We start from the raw sequence: 11,980 nt of genomic DNA, 5'->3' as shown, positions 1-11,980 counted from the left end.
TGCCCACCCACCCTCGATGCCACTCACAGTCATCAACCTGACCCCGAACGGCCCAACACCGGGCGACCGAAACGCCCCGATACCCACCCTTCTCACCCTCCGTCAGCGAAACACCAACACCCCGCCTGATCTTCAGGCCCGTTCAGCACCTCAACCGGCCCGAATATCCCGGTCAAGCCATCGACCAAGGACGCCTTCCACACCCAGACCAACCTGCTCGCGGGCACCCCGGAACCAGACCAGGCCCGCCGGGAGTCCACACGACCGACCGCGATCATCGTCACGAACCTGACCAACTGATCCGCCCGAAGCACCCACCCATCGGCCCGGCCACGGACGAAGTTGCTCGAACGCACAACCCGATCAGGGCGTTATGCCATCATCGAGACGTAGTCATGGTCATGACGGTCGAGGGGAGCACGACGGTGCGCGAGGCGGACGGCGGCGGCGGCAAGGTCGACTTCATAGCCGAGACAGTGACCGGCGGCGCAGCCGGCAGCTCCTTGGTCGGAACCCAGACGAAGTTCAGCGTCGACCCCGCCCAGGCCCGCAAGCTCATCGAAGGACTCGAGGCCGCAAAAGACAAGTTGACAGAACTTGCGCTAGCAGGAGAGCAACTCATCCAGGCCGAGTCTCCCCGCAAGGATTTGTACAGTGCCTTCGCGACACTCGCGATCCGTAAAGCGGCTGGCACCGAGCCCGGAGGCTACATGTGGGCCAACACCCAGGCTCGCGACGCACTCGAAAAGACCATCAAGAACATTGAAGCGGCACTACTCCAGTACGAAACCACTGAAAACTCCGCCGAGCATGGACTGAAGGGCTGACGCGCCTTGAACAGGAAGCTCGGGGCAGCGGCCCTCGCCACAGTCTCCATCATGATGTTTACCGCGTGCTCGAAAACCACCACCGAAGGCAATCCTGCTCCAGCCACCAGTCTGGCAACGACGAAACAGACCCCTTCTCCTAGCGAGGAAAAACAGCCATCCGGCAACGACCTGGACATCACCAAATACGCCGACAAACCCTGCGACCTGATCAAACCCGACCAACTCGCCACACTCGGCAACTTCAAGCCAGCTAAACAGGGGGCAGGCCCTCTAGGCCCCACCTGCACCTGGCTGGGTCAGAATTCCATCAAGGACAACACTTACGCTCTGTCGCTAGTCACCAAGGGCTCAACTCTGGAAAAAATGCGCGAGAACGTCAAAGATCGAACGATTTTCAAGACCACGACCATCACCGGTCGGGATGCCTACAGCACCGACGGCACCGACGGAACCCGCGATTGCGCAACCGGAGTCAAGACCTCAAGCAAAGACGCCATACTCGCCCAAGTCAGCCTCGGCGAGAAAGACACCGAGAAGACCGGCAAGTCCTGCCAGGCATCGGAACGCCTAGCCGCGATCATCATCGGGAACCTGGGCGGCTGACCCACTGTGAACAGCAAGCTCGGGGCGGCGACCCTCGCCGCTGTCTCCATCATGATGCTCTCCGCGTGCTCGAAGTCCACCACCGAAGGCACTCCCGCCGCAGCCAGTCATAGACCGGCTGTCCACACGTCGTCCCCCAGCGGGGACCAGCAGCCCTCCGACAACGACCTGGACATCACCAAATACACCGACAAACCCTGCGACCTCATCAAACCAGACCAACTCGCCACACTCGGAAACCTCAAGCCCGCAAAACAAGGGTCGGGACCGCTCGGCCCCACCTGCACCTGGTCGGCACAGGATCCCACCAGGGACAACACATATACTCTGTCACTGGCCACCAAGGGCTCCACTCTGGAATCAATGATCGAGAACGTAAAAATGGATCCAGTTTTCAAAACGACGACCGTTGGCGGCAGGGAGGCATACAGCACTGACAGCACCGATGGCACTCTTAAGTGCGGAACCGGGGTGAAGACATCGAGCAAGGACGCCATTTTCACCCAAGTCCGCCTCGGCGATGAGGACACTGAGAAGACCGGAAAGTCCTGCCAGGCATCGGAACGCCTGGCCGCGATCATCATCGGGAACCTGGGCGACTGACGGCCGGTCACCGAGGTATCGGAATCTCATGTCCGGCAAATCGGCGTTCCCCCGTGACGGCACGGGTTCAATGTGGCGTTTCCTGCCGGTCAGCTTTGATGGATCAGCCGATCCGGGGCGGCCTTCGTGTCGACCCAGGCCCTGGCGAGCTTGCCCGCAGCCGCCTGGAAGACTCCGTCGTGATCGCCGTCCGCAGGCTGGATGGTCTCCGCACGCTTGTCCAGCATCAGGTATCGGTCCACTTCGCGGTCGGCGTGGAAGCGGTAGCGTACCTCGGCGCCGGACTCGTTCTTCTTGTGCAAGTACACAAGCATCCCCAACGCGATCACTCCACGACTTGGTCGTGCGCCAGTCTTACGCACGGTAGCCGGGCTTTATCGGGCATGACTCCGTCGAGCAGACCGAGCAGCGACGTATGAGAAGCCTCGTCGAGTGCAAAAAGCCGGACAGGTCCCTGACTGGGACGAGGAGCCATACCATCCACCTTTGCTCGTCCCGCGACTCCTTGTCGGATAGCGCTAACGGTCACCCTGAACCGCGGCACGGGCCGCGGCCTTCTTGCGCTGGATGTGCCCGACGGGATCCGCATCGTAGCTGCGGCAGTCGTCCTGCCAGGCCGTGAGCGCCTGCCGGATGTCACTCGCCGAGTGCACGTACGCCTCGGAACCCCCGTGCCGAACGGTGGTCCGCGCCAGGTCCGTCCACACCAGGTCGAACCCGTGCAACCGCTGAAGCGCCGACAACACCATCCGATCGAGGACCTCCGCGTCATCGGCCTCGATCCAACGAGCCGCCCAGCGGTGGGCCTCGTCCCTGCCGAGACTGCCGTCGATCACGGCCCGCCACACCTCACCGACCGTCGTCCTGGTCGCCTGCTCGGGCAAGGTCATTCCCACCACCCACGATCGATGCGGCTCTGCAACTGGCTCTCGGTCAGCGCGTCGAGCACGGTGGTCGGTGCGCCGGACGGGTTGGACATGTCCCTGACGACGACCGAATAAGTATTGCCGTCGCCGTTGGGGAGGACCTTGACGATCTGCCCATCGCCCTGAATGTACATTTCGCCGTTCTGCCACACGTGATCCACGTCGACTTGTCGCTGGCCCGTGCGCATCCGGCCGTGCACGTCACGGTCGGAGGTCACGCCCGTAGGCCTGGCCTCCTGCTCCAGGTCGCGGGTAGCCCGCTGGGCACTGGTCATGCCCGCGCCCGCGTCGACGGCCCCGTGTTGCCGCGACGGTTTGCCCGGCTGCCGAGGCCCGCCGGGAGGAGGGCCAGGTTTGGGTGACTTCTTGTGCAGCGCGAACCGTAGGAGCAACAACAGGAGCAGCAGTGTCCGCATCTCCCCTACCCGTTCAGGAGCTTCGTCAGACTGGTGAGACTGTTGATCAGCGCCATCGTGTAGGTGAGGATGCGACCTGCCCACTTGACCACGGCCGCGACGATCTGCGAGGCGATGAGCGGGATCGTCACCACGAAGATCGCCTCGACCGCCCACACGATCACCCTGGCCACCAGGTCGGCGATCAGGTCACGGACGATCTCGCGGGTCATCTCCACCAGGTTGCCCGCGCCCTCGGTGGCCACGGCCATCGCCGCGGAGATCGCTCCCAGCGCGCCGATGGCCTCGACGTTCTTCGCCATCTTGGCCCGGTAGGCATCCGCCGCCGCGCCGTGCCAGTCAGGGATGTCCGCCTCGACGCACGACTTGAGGTCCTCAGACATGCCATACAGTTCTTTGGCCATGTTCTCCCAGGTCGTGACGTGCGACCTGACGACGTCCGGCTTGCCGGTGAGCTCGTCGAGCATCTCCCGCAACGGCTCGAAGTACTCGATCGCCCAGCCGAGCCCGTTGGACAACAGGCCGTTGATCGGGTCGAGCGCGAAGGCGGCGACCTCCACGGCAGCACCCGTCCCGGCGAGCAGGTCGTCGACCCAGCCGTCCGACTTGATGGCATCGACGAGCCCCTCGATGCTGTCGGCGATCCCAGAGCCGGTCCACACCTCATGCGACGACCCGACGGGAGCCACCAGATCGGTCATGACGGCCCTCCCTCGCCCGCCGCACGCACGAGGCTCGCGTTGTCCGCGTCGACGGTCTCGTAGTCGTCCGAGCCGACCAGCAGCGTCGTCACGACGATGTCGAGCGTCTCCTCCTGGTAGGCAATCAGCTCGTCCTGCTCCGCGTGCCTGCCTTCCAGCACCCCGGAGATCCACTCGCACAACACCCCGTAAGCCTGGCCATCCTGCGTGATGTGTGCGCTCGCGGCCTTCACCGCGGCGAACCGCGCCTGGATTTCGGCGACGTTCGCCGCATGGGCGCGCAACTGCTCGACGTCGACTTGGAACGTCATGGTCACCGCTCCCTGAGGTAGGTGCGCGAGTCGTTGCCGTCGTCCTCGTCTTGTGAGACCACACGGGCACTTTCGTTGCCACGCAGCCGGTTTCCGACCCGCTCCGCGATGGCCCGCGCTGCCGGCGAGTCGCCGACCGTGTCCGTGATGATCTCCCGAGACCGGTCGGCCAGCTCGCCCCGCGCTTGACCCAGCGTCGTCAGGATCGCCCGCGCCACCTCGTCCGGCGGAACCCGGTGGATCCGGTCGGTGAGCCGCAGGTCCACCATCGCACCGGTCGAGTCGACCGTCACCTGGGCGAGTCCGTTCTGATCATTCACGGTGACCCGCACGTTCTGAAATCGCTCGCTCATCGCCTGCGTGTCGGCAGCAAGTTTGTCGATGCGCCCCTTCCATGCCTCAAGACGGTCACGTGCGCCGTCCGGATCGAGAATGCCTCCTGCCACGTCGCTCCCCGCCTCGTGTCGTGTCAGCCGGACCGAGGATAGGAGCGGGACTGCGCACGGTCATGGGGAACGCGGATATTCGCTCTGAAGCGATATCCGCCCCCTTGGCCTACCCACGTTGCCTGTGCCCCGGTTCCTTGTCTGACTTCTTGTCGTCCGCTGCTCCCGATCTTGCTCCGTCGCGTTATCACCGCTCGTCCTGTCCGCCTTGACGGTGAGCCAGACCGTCCGGCGATGCTCAGCGTGGTGAGTCGGATGTCCACCGGCAAGCCGGTTGAGTCGACGGTCACGACAACCGTGCCATCGACACCGGTCTCCGGCACCCGTCTTCATGAACACGAGAGCCACCGAACAGGATGCCTCCAGTACCGAGGGCGCCACTGAGGTTGCGCTCGACAACGGACTCGCCCTGGAACCTGTCGATCTACGACACAGGACCGAACAGCGAGACTCCGACCACGAACGGGCCGTCCATCGCGTAGCCCATGGGCGAAGTTCGTCGAACACGCCACTCGATCGGGGCGCTATGCCATCATCGAGACGTAGTCATGGTCATGACGTCGAGGAGAGCACGGCGGTGCGCGAGGCGGACGGCGGCGGCGGCAAGGTCGACTTCATAGCCGAGACAGTGACCGGCGGCGCAGCCGGCAGCTCCTTGGTCGGAACCCAGACGAAGTTCAGCGTCGACCCCGCCCAGGCCCGCAAGCTCATCGACGGGCTGTACGCCGCCCTGGACAAGCTGACCAAGCTTGCGCAGGAAGCAGATCGGCTCAGGCAAACGGAATCTCCGGGCAAGGACTTGTACAGTGGCTTCGCGACACTCGCGATCCGCAAAGCCGCTGGCACCGACCCCGGAGGCTACGCTTGGGCGAACGACCAAGCGCGCAAAGCACTGAAGAAGACCATCGAAAACATCGAAGCGGCACTGCGCCAGTACGAAGCGACTGAACGCGTCGCTGAGCATGGACTGAAGGGCTGATCCACCGTGAAGAGCAAGCTCGGGGTGGCGGCCCTCGCCGCAGTCTCCATCATGATGTTCTCCGCGTGCTCAAAGTCCACCACCGACGGCACCCCCACCCCCGCCACCGGTCGGGGAACGACCGCCCAAACCACATCTTCCAGCGGGGACAAGCAGCCCACCGGCAACGACCTGGACATCACCAGGTACGCCGACAAACCCTGCGACCTGATCAAACCCGACCAACTCGCCACACTTGGAAACCTCAAACCAGGCGAACCCGGGAAAGGCCCCCTCGGACCCACCTGCACCTGGTCGGCACAGAACCCCACCAGGGACAACACCTATGCCCTGTCACTGGTCACCAGGGGAAACACCCTGGAATCAATGATCGAGAACGTCAAAGACGATCCGGTTTTCAAGACCACGACCGTAGCCGGCCGCGATGCTTACAGTACCGACAACACCGACGGTACCCTCGATTGCGGAACCGGAGTCAAGACCTCAAGCAAAGACGCCATCTTCGCCCAAGTCACCCTGGGCGTCGAAGACACCGCAAAGACCGGCAAATCCTGCCAGGCTTCGGAACGCCTAGCCGCGATCATCATCGGGAATCTGGGCGGCTGACCCACTGTGAACAGCAAGCTCGGGGCGGCGACCCTCGCCGCTGTCTCCATCATGATTTTCTCCGCATGCTCGAAGTCCACCACTGAGGGCACTCCCACCGCCGCCACCAGCCAAGGAACGACAGCCCAGGGCAGGTTCAGGCGGTGGAAGCATCTGCTTCGAGGAGTTCGGTGAATACCTCGCTCGGCTTCTTCCAGTCGTGGAGTTTACGGGGTCGGTCGTTGATCTCCGCGGCGATGGCGGCGAGGTAGGTCGGGTCGCTGGTGATCCCGACGCCTTTGGGCAGGTACTCGCGCACGATCCGGCTGAGGTTCTCGTTGCTGCCGCGTTCCCAGGGTGAGTGCGGGTGGGCGAAGAACACCGGCAGCCCTGTCGCCGTGACATCGCGGTGTAGAGCCATTTCCGACCCGCAGTCCCACGTCAACGACCGCTTCACCGTGGTCGGGAGATCACCGACGGCGGCGACGACCGCCTGAGTCACCGACAGTGAGTCCCGCCCCGTCAGCGGCACCAGGATCAGGAACCGGCTGGTGCGTTCCACCAGGGTCGCCACCGCCGACTCGCCGCCCTTCCCGATCACCGGATCCCCCTCCCAATGACCGGGCACGGCACGGCCTTCGACCTCCTCGGGGCGGTCGTCGATGTAGCGGGGCTCCCGGATCCGCGGCGCCGGAGCAGGACGCGGACCGGTCCGTTTCGTGCGGCCGGTGCGCAACGCGATCAACTCCCGGCGCAGCGTCGCGACCGGCTGGGCGTAGACCCACTGGTAGATCGCCTCGTGACTCACCCGACCAGAGTTCCCGGCCGCGTGCCCGCGTGCCAACCGGCCCGCGATCGAGGCCGGTGACCAGCCACGACGCAACAACGACCACACCCGCGACCGCGTCCGAGCCGACGGCTCCACCGCCATCACCTTCGGCCGCGAACGACCCACCCCCGCGGCGGCGTCGGCCGCCACCGCCCGATACCCGTCCCGGCCACCATGACGGGCCACCTCACGCGACACCACAGAGGCATCCCGACCGACCCGGGCGGCGATGTCCCTGAACTCCAACAACTCCACCAGGCCCCGGGAGATCTCCTCCCGATCAGCCAACGTCAACATCCTGCGCACGACAGAGAATCCTCCCCCACCGAACACCAAGATCACATGCTACGACCGCCTGAACTTGCCGCGGCCTGTGGGAAGTCGGGTTGTTCCTGTTGGTCGGGTGTGTGGCGGTCGAGTCTGGTCAGCAGGTCGTCGAGGTCGGTGGTGGTGAACTTCCATCGGAACGGCTGGGCGGTGGCGTTGTAGCGGCGTTCGAAGTCGGTCAGCCGGTGCTGGACCTGGTCGAGGTCGGTGAAGTCGTTGGGAGTGACGACTTTGCGTTGCACGATGGAGAAGTAGACCTCGATCTGGTTGAGCCAGGAGGCATGGACCGGAGTGTGGACCATGACGGCGTTCGGGAACCGTCGTGTGAGTCGGTCGATGGCGGCCTGCCCTCGGTGGGAGGAGCCGTTGTCCACGATCCAGAACACTCGTTTCGCTGAGGCGTAGGGCTCTTGGGTCATGACTTCCTCGGCCAGTTCCATGAACGGGTCGATCCCGGTGGTGTCGCAGCACAGGCCGATGACGCGGGCGTGGTGGACGTCGTAGGCGGCCAGGTAGGCCAGGGCGCCGCCCCGGTCGTACTCGTGGTTGACCCGCATGGTCCGGGAAACTCCCGGAGGGAGGGTGGGGTGGCAGCGGCAGCGGGCCTGGATGGAGGTCTTCTCGTCCGCGCTGATGACGAAGTCGTTGTCGCCCAGCGGTTGTCCGTCCCAGACGCGGGCGTAGAGGTCCAGCACTCGGGCGGCTTTCGCGCGGAAGTCGGGGTCGCGGATGAAGATCCAGGACCGGTACTGCCAGGGTTTGATCGCATCACTGGCGAGGATTCTGCGGACAGTGGAGGCGGAGATGGCCGTGGTGATGCCCTGGGCGACGGCCTCGGCCGCCAGGTCGGGGCAGCTCCACCTCGACAGTGGCACCCCGGTCTGCGTGGGCGGCCGGCAGGCCAGGGCTTTGATCTCGGCGGCCTGCAACGGTGTGACGCGGCTGGGCCGTCCGGAGCGGGGCCGGTCGATCAGCCCGGCCATGCCGTGATCGGCGTAGCGGCCGCGCCAGGTCCGGACGGTATCCACCGTCACCCTGAGACGGCGGGAGATCTCGGCGTTGGCGTGGCCGAGGGCGGCGTCCAGCACGATCCGCGCCCGGATGACCTGCTGGTGGGCGGCGGTGCGGGACCAGGCCGGCCTCGTGAGCCGCCGTCGCTGTGAGGCGGTCGGGGTGATCTCATGTGCGCGGGCGACGGGCACAGACATGCCTTTCGGGTGCTCTCCGATGTGATCGTTGATCATCTCCAGAGGATCTGGCCGGCGAGCGAGCCGGTGGGGCTGTCACGCCCTGGGGCGGGCACGATGTGCCCGTGCCCGTCATCCCTGACTCCACCAAGAATTCCCTCGCCCAGCGGCTGCGGGCGCATGCCAAGGACAACTGGCCTCAACTGGCCGATGTCCACGCCCGCTACCACGGCCAGTTCGCCTACGTGACCGGCGAACTCACCGACGGCGAACGGCTGCCGCTGGTGCGGCTGCGCTACGGCGGATCCGCCCACCGATGGGGCTCGGCCATCTACGTCGCGAGCACGAACAGCTACGAAAACCAGATCTGGTTCACCGGCAGCACCGAAGAAGTCTTCGACCTGGTCTGCGACCTCCACGTGACCAACGCCAAACCTTGATCACGACCCACGGGCATCCGCAAGGTCAACCCCCGAAGAACTTACGGCGCAGACCACTTAGCCACGGACTCTCCCCTCTACCTCCCAGGTACCTGTGGGTCACCCGCCCGCCGAAGGACGTCGCCCACCGCACGCGGCGCGCCCGCCCACCTCCCACCGTCAACACCTGCGGACTCCCCTGGATGACAGCGAGGTAGGCCGTACCTGGTGGCCGCCGACGTGTGTCCCACCGACCAAACACCCGTCGATATTGACATGCGGCGGGCAGAGCGTTCAGATCGGTCGATCTTGGATACCTGCCCACCATCCCCGCCCACCCGGGAAAAGTCGGCCACGCATGAACGCGTGCTTCACTTCCGCCGCAACACCAACCACGCCACCCCGAGTACCACGTTCAGGATGACCAACGAAAGCAGCGTCGAGATGTACCAGGGCATGCCTGGGTAGAGGTACCTCAGCAGGAACTTGGTTGCGATCGTCACCACTATGGCGAGCACCCATGCGGAGACGGGTAAGCGGTCGGTGCTCCGATTGGTCATCATGGCTCCTCTCGGTTCAGGCGTCACGACGGTCGAACAGCAACCAGGACAGGATCACCGGGATCGCACACTCCGCAACGAACACCAGGAACCCGGCGGCTGGCGGCACGGTTCCCACCCCCGGCGGTGCGACAAGGGTAAGACCGATGGTCGTCGGCCAGAACTCCCCCACGGTGCCGGTGAGTCCGGGTATGAGCGGAACGGCAATGAGTGGTACCACGTACACCACAGCGATCACAATCAGTACCGCAGTGGCAGTCCCTCGCACAAGAACCGTCAGGGCGGCAGCGAGAACAGCCAAGACGGCAAGATACGCTCCCGCACCGAACCCGGCTCGCATGAGAACCGCGTTCCACTCTCCGCCCCGGTCGGAGAACACCGCGGTGATCGCGATGGCGATCGCAGCCGTAACCAATCCAACCAGAAACCCGAAGCCCGCAGCCGCGACGTACTTCGCCGTGAGCAGCAGGCCGCGTCGGGGTGCCATGGTCAGCGAGGCCCTGATGACGCCGTGAGTGTACTCGGACCCCGTAACGACCACGCTGACTATGGCGACGGCGATCTGCATGAGGACGACCGCAGGCAACACCGATGCGGCAAGTCTGACCTCGGTGGACTGTGCAAGCGCAGTTCCGCCGGTTCGGGCGAGACCGACGATGATCGCGACAGTCGGCAGGACGAAGGCGATCACAATCCATCGCACCGACCTCAGACTGCGGATCTTCAACCACTCCGCCCGCACCAAACGAATCACTCGGCGATCAGGCACGGTATTCACCGCCACTCGTCCTATAGTCGACGAACCGATTGGTCGCACTAAGAAATGCGTCTTCCAACGACAACCCCTCGTCACCCAACGAATACAGGACCACTCCAGCCCCTAAAGCAAGTTCACCGACCTGCCGTCGAGACAGTCCGTGCACACGTAAACTGTGAGTTTCCGCGCGCTCAACCGTCGCGCCTGCCGACTCCAACGTCGCGGTCAGCTTGTCAGCGCACGGTGTCTCGACCAGGACGCAGGCCCGGACGGTGCTTTCGATAAACGTGCGGGTATCGGTGTCGGCGATCAACCGGCCACCGCCGATCACGACGACTCGCTTCGCGGTTCCCTGGACCTCCGACATCAGGTGCGAGGACACGAGCACGGTCCGTCCCTCTTCAGCGAACTCACGCAGAAGATTGCGCATCCAGTGCACTCCCTCCACATCTAGACCGTTGAGCGGTTCGTCGAGCAGCAGGACAGGCGGATCACCGAGCAACGCGACTGCAAGCCCGAACCGCTGGGTCATGCCTAGGGAGAAGGTCTTGATGCGTTTGCGGCCAACGTCATGCAGGCCGACCAGATCGAGAACTTCGTCGACCCTTACCGCCGGGATGCCGTTGGCGGTGGCGAGAATTCGGAGATGGTCACGCGCGCTGCGTCCAGGATGCGCGGAGCGCGCATCCAGCAGTGCGCCGACCTCTCGCAGAGGTAGCGCGAAATCCCGATATGCGTGTCCGTTGACGGTCGCGGATCCGGAGGTTGGCCGGTCGAGCCCGAGGATGAGACGCATGGTCGTCGACTTGCCCGCCCCGTTGGGACCCAGGAAGCCGGTCACGACACCAGGCCGGACCTGGAAGGACAGATCATCGACCGCATTTCTGCCCTGGTAGACCTTGGTGAGACCTACGACCTCGATCATGGTGTCCTCGCTCGTGGTTGCGCTCAGGTATATTCGACGATGGCTCGGTGGGACTTCGTCGAGGGCCCTCGACGAAGTCCCACCTGCTGATCGACCGAGCCCGCCGAGGCCGACTCGGCGGGCTCGGTATCTCACCGAAGTAGATCGATTAGCAAGCCCACTGCTGGTTCAGAACGTGGCAAGCGATTGCACGGAACAGTTCTTCTGCGCCGACCGGCATCAGTTGGCGAATCAACCACGGCAACGAGTCGAACCACGACTTGAAAGCAGCCCAGCCCGCCTTTACCGCAGCGACCGCAGCGTCGTAGATCTTTCGTCCGAGCTTGATGAGTGCCTCGACGATCCAGCGGCCGACTCCTGCAGGCCGGACGGTGCCGTCGACGCCCGGAGATGTACCGACCACAGACGTACCTGTCGCACCAGGTACGGTGTCCACCGGGCCCGAGGTGCTGGGCTGGCTGACGACGTGAACGACCGGAGTGGACGTGGTGACCGCCTCTGCGGCCGTCGCGAGGCCGGCGCCCCCGGTCAGGAGACCAAGTGTCACCGCCAACGACAGGATGAATCTACGCACGA

The 11,980-nt window shown here is 64.6% G+C and carries 18 protein-coding genes; 6 read left to right on the top strand and 12 right to left on the bottom strand.

The features are described 5' to 3' along the window. The first annotated feature begins 401 nt into the window (after positions 1-401). The 3 genes from F4559_RS09235 to F4559_RS09225 are packed head-to-tail and all read left to right on the top strand — an operon-like array spanning position 402 to position 2,036. Complete coding sequence (locus F4559_RS09235) at positions 402-827, top strand: hypothetical protein (protein WP_184667555.1); 426 nt, start codon at positions 402-404, stop codon at positions 825-827. Between the two features lie 51 nt (positions 828-878). Then, positions 879-1,433, top strand: coding sequence for a DUF3558 domain-containing protein (locus F4559_RS09230; protein WP_184667554.1), 555 nt, complete (start codon positions 879-881; stop codon positions 1,431-1,433). A gap of 6 nt (positions 1,434-1,439) precedes the next feature. After that, positions 1,440-2,036 carry a DUF3558 domain-containing protein gene (locus F4559_RS09225; protein ID WP_184667552.1) on the top strand — a complete coding sequence of 199 codons (597 nt, stop codon included), beginning with the start codon at positions 1,440-1,442 and terminating at the stop codon, positions 2,034-2,036. Positions 2,037-2,125: 89 nt separating this feature from the next. Here F4559_RS09225 and F4559_RS09220 read toward each other — a convergent pair whose 3' ends face one another. The 6 genes from F4559_RS09220 to F4559_RS09195 all read right to left on the bottom strand — a co-directional run bounded on the left by F4559_RS09220 (position 2,126) and on the right by F4559_RS09195 (position 4,836). Next, positions 2,126-2,338: a hypothetical protein gene (locus F4559_RS09220; protein ID WP_184667550.1), complete on the bottom strand. Its 213-nt coding sequence runs from the start codon at positions 2,336-2,338 to the stop codon at positions 2,126-2,128. Positions 2,339-2,554: 216 nt separating this feature from the next. Continuing rightward, the gene (locus tag F4559_RS09215; RefSeq protein WP_184667547.1) at positions 2,555-2,926 is read right to left on the bottom strand and encodes a YxzC family protein; all 372 of its coding nucleotides are present in this window, start codon (positions 2,924-2,926) and stop codon (positions 2,555-2,557) included. Further along, on the bottom strand, positions 2,923-3,378 hold the full coding sequence (locus tag F4559_RS09210; RefSeq protein ID WP_184667545.1) for a hypothetical protein: 456 nt from the start codon (positions 3,376-3,378) through the stop codon (positions 2,923-2,925). The genes F4559_RS09215 and F4559_RS09210 overlap by 4 nt, the downstream gene beginning before the upstream one ends. A 5-nt stretch (positions 3,379-3,383) precedes the next feature. Then, positions 3,384-4,079, bottom strand: a complete 696-nt coding sequence (locus F4559_RS09205; protein WP_184667542.1) for a WXG100 family type VII secretion target — start codon at positions 4,077-4,079, stop codon at positions 3,384-3,386. Further along, complete coding sequence (locus F4559_RS09200; RefSeq protein WP_221447182.1) at positions 4,076-4,390, bottom strand: hypothetical protein; 315 nt, start codon at positions 4,388-4,390, stop codon at positions 4,076-4,078. Before F4559_RS09200 ends, F4559_RS09205 begins: the two co-directional genes overlap by 4 nt. A gap of 2 nt (positions 4,391-4,392) precedes the next feature. Continuing rightward, a complete protein-coding gene (locus F4559_RS09195; RefSeq protein WP_184667538.1) occupies positions 4,393-4,836 on the bottom strand; it encodes a YbaB/EbfC family nucleoid-associated protein in 444 nt (147 codons plus the stop codon). 577 nt (positions 4,837-5,413) lie between these two features. Here F4559_RS09195 and F4559_RS09190 point away from each other — a divergent pair. Further along, positions 5,414-5,815 carry a hypothetical protein gene (locus tag F4559_RS09190; protein WP_184667536.1) on the top strand — a complete coding sequence of 134 codons (402 nt, stop codon included), beginning with the start codon at positions 5,414-5,416 and terminating at the stop codon, positions 5,813-5,815. A 6-nt stretch (positions 5,816-5,821) separates the two neighbouring features. After that, positions 5,822-6,421, top strand: a complete 600-nt coding sequence (locus tag F4559_RS09185) for a DUF3558 domain-containing protein (RefSeq protein ID WP_184667534.1) — start codon at positions 5,822-5,824, stop codon at positions 6,419-6,421. A gap of 136 nt (positions 6,422-6,557) precedes the next feature. Here F4559_RS09185 and F4559_RS09180 read toward each other — a convergent pair whose 3' ends face one another. After that, positions 6,558-7,526 carry an IS30 family transposase gene (locus F4559_RS09180; RefSeq protein WP_184675589.1) on the bottom strand — a complete coding sequence of 323 codons (969 nt, stop codon included), beginning with the start codon at positions 7,524-7,526 and terminating at the stop codon, positions 6,558-6,560. Positions 7,527-7,567: 41 nt separating this feature from the next. Next, positions 7,568-8,800: an IS630 family transposase gene (locus F4559_RS09175; protein ID WP_246445117.1), complete on the bottom strand. Its 1,233-nt coding sequence runs from the start codon at positions 8,798-8,800 to the stop codon at positions 7,568-7,570. Positions 8,801-8,868: 68 nt separating this feature from the next. Here F4559_RS09175 and F4559_RS09170 point away from each other — a divergent pair, with 68 nt between their 5' ends. After that, positions 8,869-9,183 (top strand): hypothetical protein, encoded by a 315-nt coding sequence (locus F4559_RS09170; RefSeq protein WP_184667531.1) that lies wholly within the window; start codon positions 8,869-8,871, stop codon positions 9,181-9,183. A 350-nt stretch (positions 9,184-9,533) separates the two neighbouring features. On the opposite strand, the gene F4559_RS09165 is transcribed toward F4559_RS09170, so the two are convergent. The 4 genes from F4559_RS09165 to F4559_RS09150 all read right to left on the bottom strand — a co-directional run bounded on the left by F4559_RS09165 (position 9,534) and on the right by F4559_RS09150 (position 11,978). Further along, positions 9,534-9,722: a hypothetical protein gene (locus F4559_RS09165; RefSeq protein WP_184667529.1), complete on the bottom strand. Its 189-nt coding sequence runs from the start codon at positions 9,720-9,722 to the stop codon at positions 9,534-9,536. A 16-nt stretch (positions 9,723-9,738) separates the two neighbouring features. Continuing rightward, positions 9,739-10,464, bottom strand: a complete 726-nt coding sequence (locus F4559_RS09160; protein WP_312865986.1) for an ABC transporter permease — start codon at positions 10,462-10,464, stop codon at positions 9,739-9,741. Positions 10,465-10,483: 19 nt separating this feature from the next. Next, the gene (locus tag F4559_RS09155; protein WP_184667525.1) at positions 10,484-11,404 is read right to left on the bottom strand and encodes an ATP-binding cassette domain-containing protein; all 921 of its coding nucleotides are present in this window, start codon (positions 11,402-11,404) and stop codon (positions 10,484-10,486) included. A 148-nt stretch (positions 11,405-11,552) separates the two neighbouring features. After that, positions 11,553-11,978 carry a hypothetical protein gene (locus F4559_RS09150; protein ID WP_184667523.1) on the bottom strand — a complete coding sequence of 142 codons (426 nt, stop codon included), beginning with the start codon at positions 11,976-11,978 and terminating at the stop codon, positions 11,553-11,555. Positions 11,979-11,980: the final 2 nt, after the last annotated feature.

The sequence above is a fragment of the Saccharothrix violaceirubra genome (assembly GCF_014203755.1).
Taxonomy (GTDB): domain Bacteria; phylum Actinomycetota; class Actinomycetes; order Mycobacteriales; family Pseudonocardiaceae; genus Actinosynnema; species Actinosynnema violaceirubrum.
This window is presented reverse-complemented; position numbering and strand designations above follow the sequence as displayed.